The organism is Collinsella sp. AM42-18AC (genome assembly GCF_003467965.1).
Lineage (GTDB): Bacteria > Actinomycetota > Coriobacteriia > Coriobacteriales > Coriobacteriaceae > Collinsella.
This window is the reverse complement of record NZ_QSFY01000004.1, coordinates 92,413-115,308: the sequence shown is the minus strand read 5'-3', so window position 1 is coordinate 115,308 and position 22,896 is coordinate 92,413. Positions and strand designations below refer to the sequence as shown.

8 protein-coding genes, 1 tRNA gene and 1 other RNA gene are annotated in these 22,896 nt (G+C 60.8%); 7 read left to right on the top strand and 3 right to left on the bottom strand.

Annotation, left to right across the window (positions count from 1 at the left end; genetic code table 11):
* Positions 1-109: 109 nt before the first annotated feature.
* The gene (locus tag DW913_RS03735; protein ID WP_035138743.1) at positions 110-1,162 is read left to right on the top strand and encodes a branched-chain amino acid aminotransferase; all 1,053 of its coding nucleotides are present in this window, start codon (positions 110-112) and stop codon (positions 1,160-1,162) included.
* 479 nt (positions 1,163-1,641) lie between these two features.
* Here the strand turns inward: DW913_RS03735 and DW913_RS03730 are convergent, their stop codons facing one another.
* On the bottom strand, positions 1,642-2,193 hold the full coding sequence (locus DW913_RS03730) for a LemA family protein (RefSeq protein WP_082421874.1): 552 nt from the start codon (positions 2,191-2,193) through the stop codon (positions 1,642-1,644).
* Between the two features lie 211 nt (positions 2,194-2,404).
* On the opposite strand from DW913_RS03730, the gene DW913_RS03725 reads away from it, so the two are divergent.
* Positions 2,405-2,989: a TetR/AcrR family transcriptional regulator gene (locus DW913_RS03725; protein ID WP_158566187.1), complete on the top strand. Its 585-nt coding sequence runs from the start codon at positions 2,405-2,407 to the stop codon at positions 2,987-2,989.
* Positions 2,990-2,991: 2 nt separating this feature from the next.
* Here DW913_RS03725 and DW913_RS03720 read toward each other — a convergent pair.
* Positions 2,992-3,081, bottom strand: a tRNA-Ser gene (locus DW913_RS03720).
* A 51-nt stretch (positions 3,082-3,132) separates the two neighbouring features.
* Between DW913_RS03720 and tadA the strand changes: the two genes are divergently transcribed.
* The 3 genes from tadA to ffs all read left to right on the top strand — a co-directional run bounded on the left by tadA (position 3,133) and on the right by ffs (position 17,517).
* Positions 3,133-4,914 carry a tRNA adenosine(34) deaminase TadA gene (gene tadA / locus DW913_RS03715; protein WP_117797628.1) on the top strand — a complete coding sequence of 594 codons (1,782 nt, stop codon included), beginning with the start codon at positions 3,133-3,135 and terminating at the stop codon, positions 4,912-4,914.
* 683 nt (positions 4,915-5,597) lie between these two features.
* Positions 5,598-17,327, top strand: coding sequence for a Spy0128 family protein (locus DW913_RS03710; RefSeq protein ID WP_158566186.1), 11,730 nt, complete (start codon positions 5,598-5,600; stop codon positions 17,325-17,327).
* Positions 17,328-17,421: 94 nt separating this feature from the next.
* Positions 17,422-17,517, top strand: an RNA gene (gene ffs, locus DW913_RS03705) — signal recognition particle sRNA small type.
* Positions 17,518-17,834: 317 nt separating this feature from the next.
* Here ffs and DW913_RS03700 read toward each other — a convergent pair.
* Positions 17,835-18,785, bottom strand: a complete 951-nt coding sequence (locus DW913_RS03700) for an LPXTG cell wall anchor domain-containing protein (RefSeq protein WP_158566185.1) — start codon at positions 18,783-18,785, stop codon at positions 17,835-17,837.
* Positions 18,786-18,982: 197 nt separating this feature from the next.
* Here DW913_RS03700 and DW913_RS03695 point away from each other — a divergent pair, with 197 nt between their 5' ends.
* Entirely contained in the window at positions 18,983-20,854 is a 1,872-nt protein-coding gene (locus DW913_RS03695; RefSeq protein ID WP_117797625.1) for an ABC transporter ATP-binding protein, read from the top strand.
* Positions 20,855-22,714, top strand: a complete 1,860-nt coding sequence (locus DW913_RS03690; RefSeq protein ID WP_117797624.1) for an ABC transporter ATP-binding protein — start codon at positions 20,855-20,857, stop codon at positions 22,712-22,714. It abuts the gene before it with no gap.
* Positions 22,715-22,896 lie beyond the last annotated feature (182 nt).

Genomic DNA, 22,896 nt, shown 5'->3' with positions numbered 1-22,896 from the left:
CGTGTCCTGCCCGGCTCTACGCTCCGGGTATGCGACGTTGCGACGCGGCCGGCTTCGGTCCTTGCGTGCGGGTTCGCGAGTATGCAACTGTGTATGTAAGGAGCGACATATGACTGTCGAGAAGAAGGATATCGATTGGGGTAGCCTCGGCTTTGGCTACATGAAGACCGATTACAGCTACGAGGCTCATTGGAAGGATGGCGAGTGGGACGAGGGCGGCCTGACCACCGACCACACCCTGCATGTCTCCGAGTGCGGCGGCATCTTCCATTACTGTCAGGAGGTCTTTGAGGGCCTGAAGGCCTACACCGCCGAGGACGGCAGCATCGTCTGCTTCCGTCCCGATATGAACGCCGAGCGCATGTATAACTCTGCCCAGCGCCTCGAGATGCCCCCGTTCCCCAAGGACAAGTTCGTTGAGGCCGTCAAGCAGGTCGTTTCTGCCAACGCCGCCTGGGTTCCGCCCTTCGGTTCCGGCGCGACCCTGTACGTGCGTCCGTTTATGATCGGCTCCGGTGACGTGATTGGCGTGGCTCCCGCTCCTGAGTACACGTTCCGCATTCTCGTGACCCCGGTCGGTCCGTACTTTAAGGGTGGCCTCAAGCCCGTCAAGCTGCGCGTTTCCGAGTATGACCGTGCCGCACCGCACGGCACCGGCAACATCAAGGCCGGCCTGAACTACGCCATGTCCCTTAAGCCCACGATGGAGGCCCATCGCGAGGGCTATGCCGAGAACCTGTATCTCGACTCCGAGTCCCGCACCTATGTCGAGGAGACCGGTGGCGCCAACGTCCTGTTCGTGAAGGAGGATGGCACCCTCGTCGTTCCTCAGTCGCACACCGACTCCATCCTGCCTTCTATCACCCGTCGTTCGCTCGTTCAGGTTGCTCAGGACCTGGGCATGACCGTTGACCAGCGCCCCGTCGAGTGGGCCGAGGTCAAGGCCGGTACCTTTGTGGAGTGCGGCCTGTGCGGCACCGCTGCCGTCATCTCCCCGGTTGGCGAGATCGACAACAAGGTCTATGGTGCCGATGAGACCGTGACCTTCCCGGCTGGCTACACCGAGATCGGTCCCGTGATGAAGAAGCTTCGCGAGACCCTGACTGGTATCCAGTCCGGTGCTGTCGAGGACAAGCACAACTGGGTTTACACCGTCGCGTAAGCTGTCTTAGCTGTCCGGCCCGAGGGCGGCCTTCCTTTCCGGCGCGTCCTCGGACATGAAAGAACCTCCGCTGCGCACTTCGTGCGGCGGAGGTTCTTTCGTCCTGCGGAGTGCGCCGGAAAGGAAGGCCGCGCTTTTGTTTTGGTTCGCGCCATGTGGGGGTGGTGGCGACGTGCATTTTTGCGAGTATTCTGCAATCGAAGGCCCCTGCATACCGACCTCGGGCAAAAAATCGGGATTTCTCGATGTTTTCTACGGATGATGGGCGGGGTTATGGGCTGACAGCGTTTGATTTGCAGGGATATTCGCAGTCTTTGGCATTTATCGTAGTGCCCGAAGCCCTTGGTTATGTTGAATACTCCTAAAAATGCACGGCGCTTAGAGGGGGACCTTCGCGAAAAAGGAAACCGCCCCGTCGAAGTATGCATTCGACGGGGCGGTTTATACATTTGGCCGATTAAGGATGCGCTGTCAAACTACTAGAACTTGACGGTAGGGGCCTGGCGGGCTGCTTCGGCGGCCTCGAAGCCCTGGCGCTCCTTAAACTGGAAGATGCCGGCAAAGATGACAGCCGGGAACGTCTGAATGGCGTTGTTGTAGCTGAGCACGCAATCGTTGTAGCTCTGGCGTGCATAGCTAATCTTGTTCTCGGTATCCTCGAGCGATGCCTGCAGCTGCGTAAAGTTGGTGTTTGCCTTAAGATCGGGATAGGCCTCGGCTACGGCGAAGAGCTGGCGCAGCGCACCGGTCAGCACGTTGTCGGCTTCCATCTTGGCCTCGGGCGTGGTGGCCTTGACGGCGGTGTTGCGCGCGCTGATCACGGCGGAGAGCGTCTCCTGCTCGTGCTTGGCGTAGCCCTTGACGGTCTCGACCAGGTTGGGGATCAGGTCGTTGCGACGCTGCAGCTGCGTATCGATGTTCTGCCAGGCGTTATCGATGCGGTTACGCTTGGTGACCATGTTGTTGTAGATGCCGGCGATGGCGCAGACAATCACAATGACAACAACGATGCCGATGATGACGGTAATCATGATGTCTCCGTTTCGAATGGCCGCGGCGGCATGCGCCAGCTGCCGTTGGTATAACGCTACTAGTATACCCGCAACGTTTTGCCGTGCCGAACTTTCCGGTAAGCGTTATGTTTTCGGTGGGGTTGGTACCGGGACAAAGCGCACGAGGTACAGGTGTAAGATATGCGACAGATTGACGAACGTTGTCTTTGCCCTGAGGATGGCGATACCAGTGGACCTTCGCATTAAGAAAACCTACCGCGCCCTGTTCGATGCCTTCACCGAACTTCTCGAGGAGCATCGTTTTGAGGACCTGACGGTTGCCATGCTGTGTGACCGCGCCATGATTCGCCGCACGACGTTCTACAAGCACTTTCGCGACAAGAACGATTACTTTGCCTTTTATATCGATGAGCTTATGTCGGGCTTGCCGCAAAAACAGCCCGATGAGGCCGGCGCAGTGTCTGCCGAGGACGTGCGCGCGCTTCGACACGCGATTTTGGACGATGCCATGGATTTGATTTTGGCGCACGAGCAGCTCATGGATAACATTTTGGCAAGCAGCATGTCGGGCATGTTGACCAACGTTATTTGCGACCGCATTGCCCGCTCCATCCGCGAGCGTGTGATGAACGTGCTTGCCGAGAATGCCCTGGCCCCCGTGTCGCTCGAGACGACGTCTGAGTTTATCGCCGGCGGTATTATTCGACTTTTCACGATATGGTGGGAATCGGGCCACGATCTTGAGCGTCGACCTGAGATAGCCGACGTGGTCGATGCACTGTTTGAGCGGACCATGACACCGGTGAATCACTAAAGTGGCGGAGAGAGGGGGATTCGAACCCCCGGAACGCTCTCGCGCTCAACGGTTTTCAAGACCGCCGCATTCAACCGCTCTGCCATCTCTCCGTGAGTCGTAATGATAGCATCGTTTTGAATTTGCAACAGGGAAGGCGAACGATGACGAGCACCGAAATCGACGAGAAGTTCATGCGCGAGGCGTTGGTGGAGGCGCGCGCCGCCGCGGCGGTGGGCGAGGTGCCCATTGGCGCTGTGGTGGTGCGCGCGGGTGAGATTGTCGCGCAGGCGCATAATCGTCGCGAGCTCGATCAGGACCCTTCGGCGCATGCAGAGTTCGCGGCCCTGTGCGCTGCCGCTCGGTCGCTCGGTCGCTGGCGCCTTTCCGACTGTACGGTCTACGTGACGCTCGAGCCCTGCTGCATGTGTGCGGGGCTTATGGTTAACGCGCGCGTAGGACGCTGCGTGTATGGCGCGGCTGATGCCAAGGCGGGCGCTCTGGGTTCGCTGTATGACCTGAATGCCGATTCGCGCCTGAATCATCGGTTTAACGTGACCGCCGGCGTGCTGGCGGAGGAGTGTCGTGAGGTGTTGAGCGACTATTTTAGTGGGCTGCGTGACGCCGATGGTGCTGGCTGCGGTTGCGGGGCCGATCTTGAGGCGCATGCCGCTCATGCTGAGGCGCTCGCGTGTGCCGAAGAGGATGCTGGCACGGCGGTTGACTTTGGCCCCGCGTGCCGCCGGCCCCGCCGCGTGCTGCTGGCGATCGACTCCTTTAAGGGCAGCGTTTCGAGCGCGCGGGCGGAGGCGACGGTTGCCGAAGGCGTGCGCCGCGTGTGGCCCGATGCCGAGGTGTGCGCTTTGCCGCTGGCAGATGGTGGCGAGGGAACGCTCGATGCCGTTGCCGCGTGCGGCGGTGAGATTGTGGCCTGCGAGGTGGCAGGTCCCTTGGGCAAGCGCGCGTCTGCCCGGATGCTGGTTGATGTCGAGCGCGAGTCCGCGGTCATCGAGATGGCCGAGGCGGCCGGCATTGGGTACTCGCCTTGCACGGAGTCGTCGGCGCTGGTTGCTACAACCTATGGCGTGGGCGAGCTCATGCTTCGCGCGGTTCGCACGGGCGCAAAGACACTCTATATTGGTCTGGGCGGCAGTGCCACTAACGACGGTGGCGCCGGCATGCTGCAGGCGCTGGGCGCGCGTCTTGTCGATGACCGTGGCTGCGATATCGCGCCGGGGCTCGCGGGCCTTGAACACGTGGCGAGTATCGATTTGGCACCGGCGCTACGGGCACTGAATGGCGCGCGTGTCGTGGTGCTTTCGGATGTCGAGAACCCACTCGTGGGGCGTCGCGGCGCGCTTGCGGTGTTCGGCGGACAGAAGGGTCTGCCGGCTGATGATGCCGAGGCGCTGAGCAGGTGCGACAGCTGGATGGTCGGCTACGGTCGCTTGCTCGACGCTGCGATTGCCGGAGCTCGAGCCCAGGGGTTGTTGCGCACACCTGAGGGCGCACGGACATTTGGCTCGGTGCTCGGCGTGCCCGGCGCGGGCGCTGCCGGTGGCTTGGGCGCGGCGTTGCTGGCGCTCGGTGCCGAGTTGCGTTCGGGTGTGGAGACGGTGCTCGATCTCGTGGGGTTTGATGAGCGCGTGTGCGATGTCGACCTGGTCATAACGGGCGAGGGCAATATGGATGAGCAGTCCGCCGCCGGTAAGGCGCCGGTGGGCGTGGCCCGTCGTGCGAAGCGATATGGCAAGCCGGTGGTTGCCGTCGTGGGCGGTCGCGCCGTCAAGCTGGACACGGTGTATGGGCAGGGCATCGACTTGGTGCTTCCGATCTGCCGCAGGCCCATGCCCCTCGACCAGGCGCTCGATCCGCACGAGGCCAAGACGAACCTCATCTGCGCCGGCGAGGCAGCTGCCCAAGCCTATGACCTCGCTCGCCTCTAAAACCCATCCCCTCGATAAGTTGCGGTGGAATACGGAGTGTTTTTGCCTTTAAGGGGCCAATTCAGTCCGTATTCCACCGCAACATCGAGAATGGCCAACCGAGGCTGGTCGCCATGGGTCTCTAGTCGGACCGTTTGCCACGAAATGCGGCCATCTACTACATTAAACCGGCCACCCTCGACCATCCTGGAATTTGCAAAAACAAAACCGCAGGTAGAAAGCTTGCCGATTTTCGAAAAAGCCGGCTATGGTTGACTCCTGCGGCTTAAACGTAGTAGATAGGCCCCTTTCGTGACACAGCGTCAGACCAGTCTTTTTAGGACGGGCTTATTTTGACTACATGCCGATCTGATTGCCCAAGTAGTCAAAAAGCCTCGTCCCAAATTAGCTACTTTGTGGGTTGTGGGGGATAAAGATTGCCGGTCGATTTGTCCTACTGGGGTATGTCGATGGCGCGAGTGGTTCGATTTTGAGCCTGAGTGGCAACCCGAGGCGAAATTTCGGGTCACCCAAATTGCTACAATTTTAAGCATATAGCGATGTCCTGCCTTGCGTTTCTGCGCGGGGGGGGGGCGTATATTTGCATCGATGGGGACGACGACACATATATAATGAGCCGCTTCTTGCCGTCCTCATGGATTGGGGAGGCCTTCATGAATCGCGCGTGTGCGAGAGCTCGAGAAATGCTAAAGCCTTTTGGCAAGAAAACCAATACCGCCAAGCGTGCCCTGAGGGTTTTGGCCGTCCCGCTGGCGGCGTGTGCGCTCATGTTTGGTGCGACGAGTGCGTCGGCCGATCAGGCGGTTCCTTTTGGCAACCATACCGTGCAGACGGTGAATCCCACCGGCACTACGGTCAATTTGTTCGACTATTGGGTCGTCGATGGCGACAACGATAGCTCGGCAAACATCAATAACGACAACGGCAATAACAACACTGGCATCAATAAGGGTCGTCAGCTCAAGTTCAATGGTGGTGCCGGCACGGGCATTAACAAGTGGACGGGAAAAAGTGATATTGGCGGCTTTGGACGTCTTTCGTTTGTGAAGAACACGCTGGTAAATGGCTATCCGTCGATCATTGCCGGCACCTACACCTCCTATAACACGAGTGGTGCGTACACCGACGAGTCGCTGGCCTATCTCTTTAATAGCGACAGCCAGGCAAATGGCAAGCAGAATGGTAAGGCCGTCTACAACAACGTGAAGGGTCTCTTCCAGCTTAAGGGCGGCTATTACGTTTACGACTCGTATGGTTCTAACGGCAACTATGCCGTATATAACCACACGACCAACTCTTTTGACGTCTACGATAAGGCTGGCGTATATAAGGACAGCGTGTCAGATGCGAATCGGGGTCAGTTCTTCCCCTTTGACTCGGCTGCCAAGGTTTTTAAAGAGAATGACGGTCAGCTCTCTCCTATAGGAATAACGGACGGAACGAACGATAAGCTCAACCACCACTTTGGCATGTCCATGACCACGGAGTTCGTCCAGCCTGCGGGCGGCAAGACCACCGATAACAATGACATGGTCTTTAAGTTCTCGGGTGACGATGACGTCTGGGTCTATATCGACGGCGTGCTCGTGGGCGATCTGGGTGGTATCCACGAGAAGGCGACGCTTGATATTAACTTCGCTACTGGTGTGGTGCGCGTTGGACATATTGATGGCGCGAATGGTTCACCAAAGTATTTTCCGGATACTACCATCAAAGCAATGTTCAAAGCCGCCGGCGCAGATACCACCAACTTCCGCGACAACACCTTCCGCGACAGCACTAAGCACACGCTGAGCTTCTTTTATCTGGAGCGCGGCGCGGGCGCATCGAACATGTCGCTCAAGTTCAACCTCACCACCCTGCCGTCCTCTGAGCTCGAAAAGGTCGACCAGAACGGTGAGGCAGTTCAGGGTGCCACGTTTGCCCTGTATCGGTCAGATCCCAACTGGAACGCGCAGGGTGAGGCCATCGCCCGGGGCACGACGGACGCCAATGGCCAGCTGGTGCTTCTGAACTCAGATGGTTCGGTCCTTTCGTTCGACAACCAGCATTCCGAGGGACATGATTACTTTGTGCTCAAAGAGGTTGGCCTGCCCCCGGGATACCGCTCGAGCCTGACCTCGTCGACCACCGCAAAGCGAGGCGAGCTGCATCTGCAGTACAAGCCGGCTGCTGCAAGCGGTACGGGTGGCGTGGTGGTTGCGCCGCAAACAACGGTCACAACAGCCGATGACAACCAATGGACGGGCAGCCGCATGTGGCTGAACGGTGGCTATCTGGCCGCCAAGGAGACCATCTCCCTCCCTGAAGATACACGGGATAACAAGGGTAAAGCCATCCGCTCGGGCACGACCTTTGCCGTCGTGCTCAAGCGCACCGATAAAAGCATGGGTGACACGGACGAAAGCGCGTGGACGGCAGTTACGGGCAACCCGCTTAGCGGATATACCCTGTGCTCCACGCACGGCATCGCCGGCGCTGTCGAAGCTGCCAAATCAGCGGACACCAATGTCTTTGCCGTCAACACCAAGGGTGACTACGAGGTGTCGGTCAGCTCTCTGCCTGGCGATATCGAGACATACGCCGCCATGCTGCAAGACAAGAGTCAAGCCGACTATACCGTAGCGGTCTACCACACCACGGCATCGTCTCTGGCGGAGGCAACCATCGACAACACCTCTATGGTCCAATATCAAACGATAAACAGGCAGTTTTCTACGGTGATCCACCTCACCAACGTTCAGAACCGTCTGTTTGTGCAGAAGGTTGACGACCTGGGCAAGCCCGTGAACGGCGCGACGTTTGAGCTGTACCAGGCCAAGGACGTTACCGGCGATAGTCCCAGCACGTATGCCATCAAGTCCGGTGCCACGCCGTATGACACCGTGCAGGCAAACGGCATGACCTATCCGTATGACATTGAGGGCGCTGCATGCTTCCCACTCGATTCGGCAAATAATGCACCCCTTGTCAAGGGTGCGTACTACCTGCGTGAGTCTAAAAGCCCGGATGGCTATGAGATTAACAGCACGATTACCAAGGTGATTGTGGATGATTCGGGCGTGTATGTGGATGCCGGCGATGTGGACGACGGTGTGCGTAGTATGAGTGGCCCGGGTTCGCTGATTGCCTCCTTGGCGCAGTTCGGCTCCCCCGATGCTATCGATAACACCCTTACGCATATCAAGGGCAAGTTGCAGAGTGCGACCGTCGACGCCAGCGGTGGTCTGACGTGGGGTCAAGTGAGCACCGCCGAGGGCGTGACGCCCTCTCTTGCAGACAACTTGATGCACATGCGCTACGACAAGACGACGCAGGGAACCAGGTCGGTCTTGCGCTATGTCGAGGACGGTGGCGCGCGCAACGGTCAGCTGGCAATTATCTATACCGACACGGGCATCAACCGCATGGCCCTGTACCAGGAAGATGACTCGGCATATATAGACGATGCCTCCAAGACCCGTACCGACCTGGGCACGCTTCAGCTCAACCATTTGTTTACCACGGGTACGGCCGTGCAGTATGCCGACCGTCGCGTGGCGCGCCTGCAGGTGACTAAGACCGTGACGGCAGATGACGGGCTTACTGCACCCACTAAGGATGCGGACGGCAAAGATCTGACGTTTACGTTTAAGTTCACCCTGCCTGAGTCCCAGAAGGGCTATGAGGCGCATGTATTTGATGCGAACGGCAACGCTGTGGGCAAATCTTTCACGCTTAAGAGCGGCGACACCCACTCCATCAAGGCCGGCGAGACCATCCGCGTATACGACCTTAAGCAGGGCGACAAGTATAGCGTGAGCGAGCTCACCACCAAGGGCGAGGAGTCCAGCGGCAACGTGCTGGCGAGTATCGTTAACACTGTTACCGGCTCTGCCGACGAGTCGGTGCTTCCGGCTGGCTTTAGCCTCGTGAACCGCAAAGCCGGTGGCGAGGAGCAGTCGGGAACTGGCAACACCATCGAGGGCAAGATTGTCGCGCTTGCGGGCGGACAGATTCCCGCCGATAACACGCTTGAGTTCACCAACAACTACAGCGCCAGCCGCGTAACACTTGAGGCCAAAAACGGTCTGAGCGCCAAGAAGGTGCTCGAAGGTCGCGATTGGGCCGATGGCGATTCCTTTACCGTGCAGCTTACGGCCGACGACGGCGTTCCCATGCCCGGCGGTGCCAAGAGCAAGGTGGCTACGGTTGAGCTTACCAACGACCAGCCGGCGACGTTTGGCGACATCACCTATAAAAAGCCGGGTACCTACACCTATACCATCAAGGAGGTTATCCCCGGCTCCGATGCCAGGGCGGATGGCATAAGCTACTCTGCCGCCTCCTATACCGCGACGGTCGTGGTGGAGGACAACCAGGCTGGCGCTCTTGTCATTAAGAGTGTGAGGATGGTGCAGGAGTGCGACGACGCGGGTGCCGACACCAAGACGGATGTTGCCGGTAAGGTTGCAACCTTCACCAACCACTACGATACACACGAAGCGAAGATCACCATCCATGCTCAAAAGATCCTGACCGACAACGCCGGGAGTTTCCCGCTTTCCCAGAACGCCTTTAGCTTTACGCTCGAGGGCGTTGGCGGCTATGCGGACGTCAACGCTGTGTTCAGTCCCAATACGGTCGATGCGAGCGTGACGGCTCCCATGCCCGAGGGTGCCGAGGACAATACCGTAACCGTGGGCAACAACGCTGACGGTACGGTGGCATGGCCGGCGATCTCCTATACCGCCAAGGCGGATGCGGGACGCGCCTACGTGTACAAGTTCGCTGAGAATCTCGGTAGCATTACGGGCATGACCTACGACGGGTCGGTCTATTATGCCTTGGTGCGCAACGCCAAGAAGGGTGCCGGCATCCAGACTTCGATCGAGTACTACAAGGTTGCAGAGGACGGCTCGGTAAAGCAGCTGGACAAGGATGCCACACCTTCCTTTACCAATATATATAGCGTGGAGCCCACGAGCGTGACCCTGCAGGGCCAAAAGACTGTGAGCGGTCGCGACTGGAACCAGGGCGAACGCTATACCTTTAACCTCACCGCTGCTGCGGACGATGCCAACGCAACTGGTTTGAGCAAAACCACTGCACAGGCGGTGAAGGATGGGGTTGTTGCCGTTAACGCCAACCAGGCAGTCGCCAGCACGCCCGAGTCGGGACGCGTGGCCTCGTTCTCCTTTGTTGGCACCGAAGCCGCCCCGACCGTGACGTTCAACCGCGCAGGCACCTTTAGCTTCAACATCACCGAGAAAGCTGCGCAGGATGGCCAGGCGGGCATGTCCATGGACAAGCACACCGCACGCGCGACCGTCGTGGTGACCGATCTGGACGAGTCGGGCAACCACACGGGCAAGCTGCGCGTGTCGAGCGTGACCTACGCCAACACCGGCGCCTCCGATGCGGACAAGGCCGTAACCGACAAGGCCGCCTTTACCAACGCATACCATGCGTCGGGCACCTTTGATGGCGTGACGGTCAGCAAGACCCTTGAGGGTCGCGCTTCTGCCGCGGGCCAGTTTACCTTTGCCGTGACGGGCCTTTGGTACAACGGCGTTCAGACATCGGTCGACGGCGCCGAGGCTAGCCTATCCAATACGGCTGCGGGGGCCGGCGTGCCCGGTGCCGTGGTGGGCGCAAGCGGGCAAGAGAAGCTTTTTGCCCGTGAGCTCACGGAACAGGACCTGGGGCGTACGTTTGCCTATCGCATCCACGAGAACCAGCCTGCGGCTGCCGGCTACGCCTATGACACCGGCTACACGGGCGATGCCATCGTGCTCGTCAAGGTTCTAGCACGCAAGGACGACCCCGCTAAGCTCTATACCGTGACGACCGTGCTCAAGGGTGCGGGTGTGACGGAGTTGCTGGGCGATGGCACCGATGCGAGCGCGTTGACGGACGAAAAGATCGTCGAACTCAAGCAAAAACCGAATACCTACGTGCAGCAGTACGATGCAAGTGAGGTCGGCGCCGCGCCTGCCGTCTCGTTTGTGAACCGTTACACGGCAAGTCTCGACTATGGCGCCGCTGGCGGTTTGCAGATCGAGAAGACGTTGACGTATCCCAAGGACGCGACGGTGTTCGGCTCGCCCAAGAGCACGTTCCGTTATATCGTCAAGCCTGCTGATGAGACATCTGCCAGCAAGGTTGGCATTTCCACGGACGGCAAGGTCTTTGAGACCGCAAATGTCGAGGCTGACGCCCCCAAGACCGTGAGTTTGATACCTGCGGGTGGGTTGACCTTCACTCAGGATGATGCCGGCAAGACGTTCACCTATACGGTGAGTGAGATTGACGACAAGGCGACGGGCTATACGTACGACAAGACGGTCCATACGGTTAAGGCTGTCGTGGCGGATAACGGCGACGGTACGCTTAGAGTCACGACAGCGGTAAGCAAGCAGGTCGATGGCAAGGACGAGCTCGAGGGCCAGTGGATCTATCCGTCGGGTGCAACGTCCACCGGTGTCGCGACGGTCAAATTCAAGAACACCTATACGGTCACCGAGGCGGCAACCTACACTCCGTCCGTGACAAAGGTGGTTGTCGGTGCCGATGCTCCGGACAAGTTCACCTTTGCCATGACCGCGGCTGACGATGCTACCAAGGCTGCCATCAGCGGCAATCTCATTACCGGCTCTTCGATGAGTGCGGACAACGGCTACGTTGAGAAGGCACAAACGAAGGAGGGCCTCAAGGACGGGGAGCACTATAAGCTCGATTTCTCGAAGCTCACCTTTAACAAGCCAGGCACGTATAAGTTTGCTATTAACGAGCTGGCCCCGAATGGCGGTCTCGGCGAGTGGACGTATGACGCGCACACCCATAACCTGACCATCACTGTAACCGATGAGGGCGGCAAGCTTGTGGCCCGCGCCGATGGTACGACCGGCTCGGAAGGCTTCATCTTCACCAATAGTTACCAAACTTCAACGAGCTACGAGCTCCAGGGTGGTCTGGAGATCGTCAAGACGCTCAATGGGCATGACCTGCATGCCGGCATGTTTGGCTTCACGGTGACAGGCGAGGGCGATGCTTCAATCGAAAAGCTCAACAAGCTGCTGCGCGCGGATGAGGGCAAGCTCACCGTGACAAACGATGAGCCGCAGGCCGATGGCACGTCCCACACCGGTATTTTGGGCGGCCTGACCTTCGCGACGGAAGATGCCGGCAAGACGTTCGTCTACAAGGTTGTCGAGAATGGCGGCGGCAAGGGCGGCTATACATACGACTCCACCTATTGGATGGTAGAGATTGCGGTTAATAATCGCCGCGATGGTTCGCTCTATACCGTGACCACGGTCAAGCACTATGACGCCAAGAAGGTCGAGCTTTCTGAGGATGAAAAGACCTTTAGCTCCGAGAATGGTGCTGCCAAGGCTCAGGTATTCTTTACCAACAGCTACGCTGCGACTGGAACATTCGATGGCCTCCATGCCCAAAAGGTAATGGACTCCGGCGACAAGATCGAGGCGGGCCAGTATACGTTTGACCTGTATGCCGAGAAGGTCAACGGCTCGCTCGAAAAGATGGATGAGGGTAAAACCAAGACGGGTGAGAACGGCACCGCTACGGTCGACTTTGGTAAGGTTTACTTTAAGCTTGGCAATGCTGCTGGCGAATCCAATGAGCTGACGATTGACCTTGCCGACGCCGTCAACGATGGCATTGCCACCAAGCGTCACAATGCCGACCACACCACCACCTACAGCTTTAACCTGGTGGCAAAGGAGCGCATGGCCAACCTGCCCGAGGGTGTGCGTCCCGTGGATACGTCTGCGACGTGCCGAGTGCTGCTCGAGGTGACCGACCACAACGATGGCAGTCTGACGCCCAAGGTGACCTATCGCGATGGTGCCGAGAAGGGCAAGATCGTCTTCCACAACACACGCGATAAGGTCAAGACGATCGGCACGGTCGCGAAGCCCGATGTGGGCATCGACGGGCAGCTGCTCTCTGTGGGCGACTCCTACGTCTATACCATCAACTGGGTCAATACCGAGGCCGATGCTGACGGCAACCTGGTCTCCGCCGACGTGACCGTGACCGACGAGCTGCCCACGGGCGTTGTGTTCGAGTCATTTGAGGGCGAGTTTGCCGATAAGGGCGCCGCGAGCGGCCAGGTGCTCACCTGGAACCTGGGTGACCAGCCTGCGGGCAGCCACGGTTCGGTGCGCGTGCGCGTCAAGATTACCGAGGACGCTGTGAAGGATGCCCAGGGTGCGGTCGGCACCGTTGAGAACAAAGCTACCGTAACGGTTGACAACAAGAGCTATACCGGCACCACAACCAACTACGTGCCCAAGAAGTCCGAGAGCGATGTTCAGGATTCGACGGGGTCGGGTGTGGCGCTGGGCGATGAGCTCACCTACACCATCGGCTACAAGAACACTGAGGGCGCGTCTGCCACGGTGACGATCACCGATGCCGTTCCCGCGGGAACCGAGTTCGTGGAGTTCGCCGGCGACCATAAGGACGCCGGCTCCAAGGACAATGACGGCAACCTCACTTGGACATTGAAGGACGTTCCCGCCGGCAAGGAGGGCACGGTTCAGTTTAAGGTCCGCGTGACCGAGGACGCGTTTAAGAGCGGTGGCGCTTCGGGCGACATCTCCAACCAGGCGTCGGTGACGGTCGGCAACAACCCCGCCGTCAAGACCAACACCACCACCGATCAGGTTTCTGACGGGCGCCTGACGTTGAGCAAGACGGTCACGGCCGCCGAAGGCATCACCGCGCCCAACAAGGCATTTACCTTTAAGGTGCTGCTCTACCAGGCCGATGGCACAACGCCTCTGGCCGGCACCTTTGCGTTCGCCGGTCGCCCCGGCGGCACCAATGGCACTTATGTAAGCGGACAGATCAAGAGCGGTGACACCATCACGCTTAAGGCCGGCGGCTCCGTGACGGTTACCGTGCCCGTGGGCGCTCGCTACGAGGTGCAGGAGCTTGACTCCAAGGGCAACCTCATGACGAGTGAGGACGGATTTGCAATTACCGACAAGGCGAACCCCCAGAAGGGTACCGTCAGACAGGCGACGCAAGCGAGCTTCACCAACGTCTACAGCGTGGAGTCCACAAAAGTGGAAAACGCTTTTAAGGTGCAAAAGAAGATCTCCGGACGCAACTGGATAACATCGGATGCCTTTACCATGACGCTGACTGCCCAGGGTGAGGCGCCCATGCCCAAGGGCGCCAAGGACGGCGTGTCGGCGATTGAGTTGCACAAGGATGCCCAGGTTGGCAACTTCGGTACCATCGAGTACACCAAGCCCGGTACCTATACCTATGTGATTACCGAGCAGTCGGGTGACGAGGCGGCACTCACGTTCTCGAAGGCCACCTATCGTGCCACCGTCACGGTGACCGACAACGGCGCCGGTGAGCTGCTTGCCAAGACCAAGATTGCACAGCTGACCGACGACGCAGGCGACGTTGCTGAGCGCACGGTCGAGGCGGCGATCTTTACCAACACCGCCAAGACCGGCAGCCTCACCGTCAAGAAGACGGTCGTCGGCGGCGACAGCCAGCGCGAGTTCGGCTTTGCGGTCGCGCTGACCGACGGGGACGGCGAGCCCGTCTCCGGCACCTTCGGCAAGGGCGAGCACGCCGTGACGTTCGCGGACGGCAAGGCGACCTTCACGCTCAGGGACGGCGGGGAGAAGACCATCGCCGGCCTGCCCGTGGGCGCGCGCTACACCGTGACCGAGGACGCCGCCGAGGGATATGCGACCACGGTCAACGGGGCTGACGGCTCCAAGGTCGAGGGCGCCGTGACCGAGGACGGCGCGACCGCGGCGTTCACCAACACGTACGGTACGGCCACCGAGGGCAGGGACGTCTCCACCGTGGGGCTCTTCACCAAGACGCTCGAGGGCCGCGACTGGGCGGAGGGCGATAGCTTCCAGTTCACGCTCACGGGCGAGGGCGGCGCTCCCATGCCCGAGGGATCTGCCGACGGCTCCAAGACCGTCAGCGTGACGGCCGCCGGCACCAAGGCGGGCGATAGGGTCGCCTTCGACTTCGGCCCCATCCGCTACACGCTCAATGACATCAAGGACGCCGGGTTCGCCGAGGTCGGCGGCAAGCGCGTGCGCGCCAAGACCTTCACCTACACGGTGCGCGAGGTCAGGCCCGATGACGGCTCCGCCATCGCCGGCGTGGCCTACGACGGCCACGTCGCCACGATGACGGTGACCGTGGCCGACGACGGCTCCGGCAACCTCACGGCCACGACGCCCGCGATCGCGCAGGCGAGCGGCGGCGACTTCGTCAACACCTACACGACCGAGCTCGACTACTCGGCCCGCGCGGGAGTGCGCCTGTCCAAGACGCTCTCCGGCCGCGCCATGGAGGCGGGGCAGTTCGCCTTCACCGTGACCGCGGACGCCGAGACGGCCGCCAAGCTCGGCCTCAAGACCGACGGGGACGCCTATACCGTTTCCGCGGCCGATGACGGTGCGGCCGACCTGGTCGACCTCATCGGCGGGACCGCGGAGGGCGACGTGAAGTTTACCGACGCCGACGCGGACAAGACCTACAGCTTCACCGTCACCGAGACCAAGCTCGGCGGCGAGGGCAACGTGGCCATCAACGCCACCAAGACGCTGACGGGCCGCGCCGCGGCGGCGGGCGAGTTCTCGTTCTCCGTCCGCGATGCCCAGGGCAATGTGGTCGCGACCGCGACCAACCGGGCCTCCGGCGACGGCGAGGCCGTGGGACTTTCGTTCTCGCCCATCTCCTACACCACCGACGCTCTCGAGCAGATGGTGGCGGACGGCATCGCCACCAGGGCCGCCGACGGCTCCTGGGTCATTCCCTATACCGTTTCCGAGGACGGTACGGACCGGCTGCCCGCGGGCGTGACGGCGGCCGTGTCGAGCTTCGGCATTACGGTCAAGGTGACCGATAACGGTAAGGGCGGGCTGGATGTGGCCGTGGTCTACCCCGAGGGCTCCGACGGCACGCTGTCGTTTGTGAACGGCTATAGCGCCGGCGAGGCGACGGTCGACATCGCGGGTGCCAAGACGCTGGCGCTCGGCCAGGCCGGACTCGGCCTCACGCAGGCTGACATCGCGGGCAGGTACGCCTTTAAGATTGAGCCGCTGGACGGCGCGCCCGCACTGGTCGACGCCTCCGGCAAGACGGTGACCGAGGCGACCAACGACGCCGCCGGCAACGTCGAGCTGGGCCATGTCACGTTTAAGCAGCCGAGCGATCTCGATGGCGTCGAGATCGACGGTGACGGCCTGCGCACCAAGACGTTTGCCTACCGGGTGAGCGAGTCCGGTTCGGTCGACGGCGTGGTCAATGACGCGACGGCGAGCAGGATCTTCACGGTCAAGGTGGTCGAGGACACCAATGCGGGCACGCTCGCCGCGGAGGTCCTGCCCGCAGAGGGCACGCCCGAGGGCAGGGGTGCGTTCGAGTTCACCAACACCTACGGCGTGAACCCGACGCCGAGCTCCGTCACCGACCAGATCAAGGTGAACAAGAAGCTTAAGGGCCGTGACCTGGCCGAGGGCGAGTTCGAGTTCCAGCTGATCGAGATTGCCGCCGACGGCAGCGAGAGCGTCGCGGCGACGGGCAAGAACGCCGCCGACGGAACGGTCGCGCTCGGCCCCGTCACCTACACCGCGCCCGGCGCGCACAGCTACGAGCTGCGCGAAGTCGCCGGCACGGCGGGCGGCGTGACATACGACAGGGCGACGTACCGAGTGCGCACGACGGTCACCGATGCCGGCAACGGCACGCTCGCCGTCAAGCACGAGCTCATGGATGCCGAGGGCAATGCCGCGAACGACACCTCGGTGACCTTCACCAACGGCTACGAGGCCGCACCCGTCACCCTCAAGCTGGGCGCCGCCAAGGTGATCGAGGGCGCCGAGCTCAAGGCTGGCCAGTTTAGCTTTGAGCTCAAGGGCCGGGACGGCAAGGTCATGTCGACCGCCAAGAATGCCGCCGACGGCAGCGTCGCGTTCGATGCGCTGACGTTCAAGCGGGCCGGCACCTACACCTTCACGGTGAGCGAGGTCGACGACGGTCAGGCGCACGTGACCTACGACACGGCGGCGCACAAGATCGTCGTCACGGTGAGCGACGAGGCGGCAGACGGCACCAAGACGGGCTATCTGTCGGCGAAGGTCTCCTACGAGGGCGACGCCAACGTGCCGCCAGTCTTCACCAACAGCTACGCCGAGGAGCCCGGCACCCCCGAGAACCCCGGCACGCCGGGCGGCGGCTCGGGCGGCGGTTCAGATAACGGCTCCGGCAGCGGCTCCAGCGGCGACGGCTCCAAGGGCGGCATGCCCGACACCGGCGACCGCAGCCTGCCGGTCGAGGCGCTCGCGGCCATGGCCGGCATCGGCGCGCTGACCGCAGCGGGCGGCGCGGTCCTGTACCGTAGGCGCCGCTAGCGATATGGACGAGTGGGGCGAATCCATCCGATGGGTTCGCCCCACTTGCCGTGACGGGCGGGAGCAGGTAAGATATACCGAGCGCCTAGCGCGTTCGATGGGTTCGGATGACGACATGTTCCGAATCTGGTCAGGTCCGGAAGGAAGCAGCCATAAGGAGCCTCTGTCGGGCATCCGAATCCATCGAGCGCACGGGCTTTCTTTTTGCGCGGTTTTACCAAACCGCGCAATGCTCGACGCTGCGCGCCATCCAGAGCGACAATTTGTCATTCAAAAGGCAGGGCATGACCAGAAGGTCTATGCCTTGCCTTTTTCATGCCAACTTGTTCGCTCTGGATGGCGCTCGCTGACTGCGCCAAGACATCAATGGCTACGTGGTTCAAGAGACGGCGGCGTTGCCATCTGTTTTTACAAGTAAAGAGGCCCGTTTCCCTGGTTTTGGTTGGGGAAACGGGCCTCTTTTTTTCTCTGGGCTTGTAGATTGGCGAAGGCGATATGCTCTGTCGGCTATTTTGAGTTCTTGAGGCGGCGTGTGGCTGCGGTGGTTATTCCGAGTCCTGCGGCGGCGATTCCTGCGAGTGCGATTGCGCTCGGTGCTGTGTCGCCCGTGTTTGCGAGCTTGCCGGCGGTCGTATTTGCTTGCTTGGTGGAGCTCGATGGAGCGTATTTGCCGGTCGCGGGCGAGCTGGCGGGCTGGGCCGTTTCGGCCGGCTGCGCTGAGCTGGAGGGTTTTGTCGTCTCGGCGGGTTTCGCTATCTCGGGCGAGGTGGCCTTGTCTGCCGCGGCCTTTGCCTCTTCGTATGCCTTGCAGGCGTCGTCATAGGCCGCTTGCGCCTTTTCCAAATCGCTAAGGAGCGCATTTCGCTTGGCTATGTCCTCGTCGATGTGGGCTTTAGCTTCCTTTGCCTCACTTTCGAAATACTGAACCTGTTTTTCCTGGCTTTCGAGCCGGCGTTGGTAGCGGTGAAGATCATCTTCACAAGATTCTTCTCGCCTTTCTGCCGCCATGATCTCACTGCGCAACTGCTTAATATGCTCCTCAATGGCTGTGCTGGGCGCCTCGTCGCCGAGCTCCTTGAGTACCTTATCTAATTCTGCCTGAAGGCCGCTTGTCCGGTTGTGGGCCTCATCGTATTTGGCTTGGGCTGCATCGACGTTCGCTTGCATGGCGGGAAGGGGTTCCCTCCGTTTGGCGGCTTCCGTCACCACCATGTCGTGGATCTCTTGAAAACTGGCAATGTCATCATCGATTTCCGCAAGTTTCTCGGGACTTGCGGCGTCTTTCGCGGCTTCGAGGTTTTTGAGCGCTTCCTGCATGGCTGCATACGCTTTTTCCTTTGCGGCGGCCGCGTCTTCCGTCTGCAAGGCAACTGCACCGGTGGGGGAACTGGTTTCTGCCGCGATCGCCGTTGCGGGGGCGATTCCCGCGACAAGTGCCGCGGAAAGGGCGATGCCCACAGTTGCTCGTCTTGCTCTTCTTGCGAGAATGTCGTGTAAGTATACCAAGTGGTCGACCCGCCACTGGCTGGGTGTGCGCGTATGCCCCTCTGAAAACTGAATCCCGTTAGAAATGACGAGTTGTTTACGCTTCTTTTGGGGTGGCGGTACTATCATGGTTCGAATTGAATGTGGATGATGATAGGGAGCGCCTTTTTATGATTGAGCTGCTCAGGCGTTTTGGTGGCAAGTTTCGCCGGTATATGGTGATTGGCCCGGCGTGCAAGTTGATCGAAGTGATCTTTGACCTGCTTACGCCGCTGGTGATTGCCCAGATGATCGATAAAGGTATCGGTGCGCACGACGTGAGTGCCGTCGTCCACTACGGTATGCTGCTTGGCGCCATGGCTGTGATCGGTATCTCGTTTACGCTCGTCTGCCAAAAGATGGCGGCGCTCACCTCGCAGGGCATGGGCACCGACATTCGCGGCGCGCTCTACGAGCACATCAATAAGCTGAGCTATGCCGAGCTCGATCGCTTTGGCACGCCGTCGCTCATCACGCGCATTACCAACGATGTCAACCAGGTGCAGCTCGCTGTGGCGCTCGGTGTGCGTATGCTCATCCGTTGGCCCTTCCTAGCCGTGGGATCCATGTGCGCGGCCCTTGCCATCGACCTTAAGCTCGGCATGATCTTTTTGATTTGCACGCCCGCCATCGGCCTGGTGTTCTGGTTTGTCATGGCGCGCTGCATTCCGTACTACAAGCAGCTGCAGGCAAAGCTCGACCGCATCGCGCTCATTTGCCGCGAGGGCCTTTCGGGCGCCCGCGTGGTTCGCGCCTTTGTACGCGAAGATCACGAGCGTGAGCGTTTTGCCCAAGCCGCCGATGACCAGGCCAATACTGCCATCGCGGTGGGCAAGCTCTCGTCGGTGCTCAACCCCGTCACGTTTCTTGTGATGAACCTGGGCGTGTGCGCCATCCTGTGGGTGGGTGGCATCCAGGTCAACGTGGGCGAGCTTACGCAGGGCCAGGTTATGGCGTTTGTGAACTACATGACGCAGACCCTGACCTCCATCGTGTACGTTGCCAACCTGGTCGTGGTCTTTACCAAGGCGAGCGCCAGCGCGTCGCGTATCAACGAGGTGCTCAATTGCGTGCCGAGCATCACCGACGAGGACAACGAGCCGGTCGCGCTGCCCGAGCCGAGCGCGACGGGCAATGCCGCCCTGGCCCCCGCGCTGAGCTTTGACCATGCGAGCTTCTCGTTTGGCGCCGGTGCTGCCAACGCCGTCAACGATGTGACGCTGGAGCTGCCGCTGGGCAAGACGCTCGGCATTATCGGCGGTACAGGCAGCGGTAAGTCCACGCTCGTCTCGCTTATCCCGCGCCTGTACGATGCGGGCACCGGCAGTGTGAACGTGATGGGCTCCGATGTGCGCGCTTGGCCGCTCGACCAACTGCGCCACGTGGTCGCGACCGTTCCGCAGCGCGCGTCGCTGGTGAGCGGCACCATCCGCAGCAACCTGACCTGGCGCGACGAGGCGGCAACCGACGAGGAGCTCTGGGCGGCGCTCGACATGGCACAGGCGAGCGAGTTCGTGCGCAACAAGCCGCAGGGGCTCGATGCCCCGGTCGAGGCGGGCGGCAAGAACTTTAGCGGTGGCCAGCGCCAGCGCCTGACCATTGCGCGTGCTCTGGTGGGCTCGCCGCAGATCCTGATTATGGACGACTCCGCCTCGGCGCTCGACTTTAAGACCGATGCGGCGCTTCGCCACGCCATTCGCGAGCGCAGTGGTCGCGCCGCCGCCGAGGGCGGGCTGCCGCTGACGACCGTCATCGTAAGCCAGCGCGTCTCGACCGTGCGCGACGCCGACATGATCTGCGTACTCGACCACGGCTCGGTCGCGGGTCTGGGTACGCACGACGGGCTGTACGCAAGCTGCCAGCTCTATCGCGAGATTTGCCAGTCGCAGCTTCGTCGCGAGGAGCTCGAGGGTCAGCAGGGGAGTGCGGCGTCCGAGTCCACCCCAGGTGTCGTGTCCGCTCCGACTGCCTCCGCATCCGTCTGCGCAAAGGAGGGCTGCTAAATGAACCCGTATACTTCTTCCGGTTCGGTCGCCACGATGACGGCTAACGTGTCCGGCAACGATAGCCTCAACGACTTGGGTGACGGCCCGCGTCAGCCCGGCGACCCCGAGCGCTACCCCGTGGGCGCGGTGACCCGCCGCCTGCTGGGCTACGTCCGTCCGCATCGCATTTCGTTTGCGGCGTCGTTTGTGAGCGCCGCCATCTCCGTGATTTTGCAGCTCTACACACCTATTCTCATCGGCGAGGGCATCGACCTGATCGTTGCCGCCGGGCAGGTGGACTTTGACGAGCTGTTGCCGCTCGTCACCAAACTCGCGATTGTCGTGGTGGGCGCGGCGGCCTTTCAGTGGCTGCAGGGCTACTGCGTTAACCGTCTGTCCTACGAGACGGTGCGCGACATGCGCGTGGGGGCGAGCGACAAGCTCAGCCGCATGCCGCTCAGCTTTATCGACGGCCATGCCCACGGCGACCTCATGAGCCGCGTGGTCAACGACGTCGATCAGGTGGGTGACGGCCTGCTGCAGGGCTTTACGCAGCTCTTCACCGGTGTTATTACCATCGTGGGTACGCTCGCGTTTATGCTTTCCATCAACCTGACCATGACGCTCGTGGTGGTACTCGTCACGCCGCTTTCCATTTTTGCAGCCGGTGCTATCGCCAAGCTTTCCAACAAAAGCTTTACGGCACAGCAGCGTATTCAAGGGCAGCTCGGTGGTCATATCGAGGAATACGTAGGCGAGCAGAAACTTGTCGACGCCTTTGCCTATGGTCCCAACGCTCAGCAGCGCTTCGATGCCCTCAACGCCGAGCTCTATGCGGCAGGTGAGCGCGCGCGGTTTATGGGTTCGCTCTCCAACCCCGGCACGCGCTTTATCAATAACATCATCTATGCCGTGGTGGCCGTGATTGGCTGCGTGGGCGTGATCACGGGCGTGCCCGCGGCACTCACGGTGGGCGGCGTGCAGATCTTCCTGTCCTACGCCAACCAGTACACCAAGCCGTTCAACGAGGTCACCAACGTCATTACGCAGATCCAGACGGCGTACGCCTCGGCACGCCGCATGTTTGCGCTGCTCGACGCGCGCGAGCAGGAGCCCGATGCGACGGGCGCCGTGGAACTTGCCGCCCCGCGTGGCGAGGTGACCTTTGAGCACGTGGACTTTAGTTATGTGCCCGATCGCAAGCTGCTGCAGGATATCTGCATCGAGGCCAAACCCGGCATGCGCTTTGCCCTGGTCGGCCCCACGGGCTGCGGCAAGACAACGCTCATCAACCTGCTGCTGCGTTTTTACGATATCGATGCTGGACGCATCATGGTCGATGGCCGGTCTTCGCGTGACTACACGCGCGCAAGCCTGCGCCGCGCCTTTGGCATGGTGCTGCAGGATACGTGGCTGTTCGAGGGCACGGTGGCGGAAAACATCGCCTACGGCTGTCCCGACGCCACGCGCGGGCAGGTTATCGAAGCCGCCAAGCGTGCTCATGCGCATAAGTTTATCGTGCAGCTGCCGAAAGGCTACGATACGGTGATCGGCGAGGACGGCGGCACGTTTAGCCAGGGCCAAAAACAGCTGCTGTGCATCGCTCGCGTCATGCTCACCGACCCGGCGATCTTGCTGCTGGACGAGGCGACGTCGAGCATCGATACCCGCACCGAGCTGCAGGTTCAGGCGGCATTCGACGAGCTCATGGCAGGTCGCACAAGCTTTGTCGTGGCGCACCGCCTGAGCACCATCCGCAACGCCGATTGCATCCTGGTAATGCGCGACGGCGAGATTATCGAGCGCGGCACGCACGATGAACTGCTCGCGGCAGGCGGCTTTTACGCCGAGCTCTACCGCAGCCAGTTCGCCCAGTAAGCAAGACGTGGGGCTAATGAATCGGGTTTGTTCGTCCCACGTCTTAAGTATTTGGGGGCTTGCGCTGCGGACGTTTTGCCCCCATCGGTGTTGCCCATGTCGCCAATCGGCAGAAGGTGGTTTACATCTGTCACGTTAGTACTAAGATATTCATCTAATAAATTGCATTAGTGGCTTTAGTT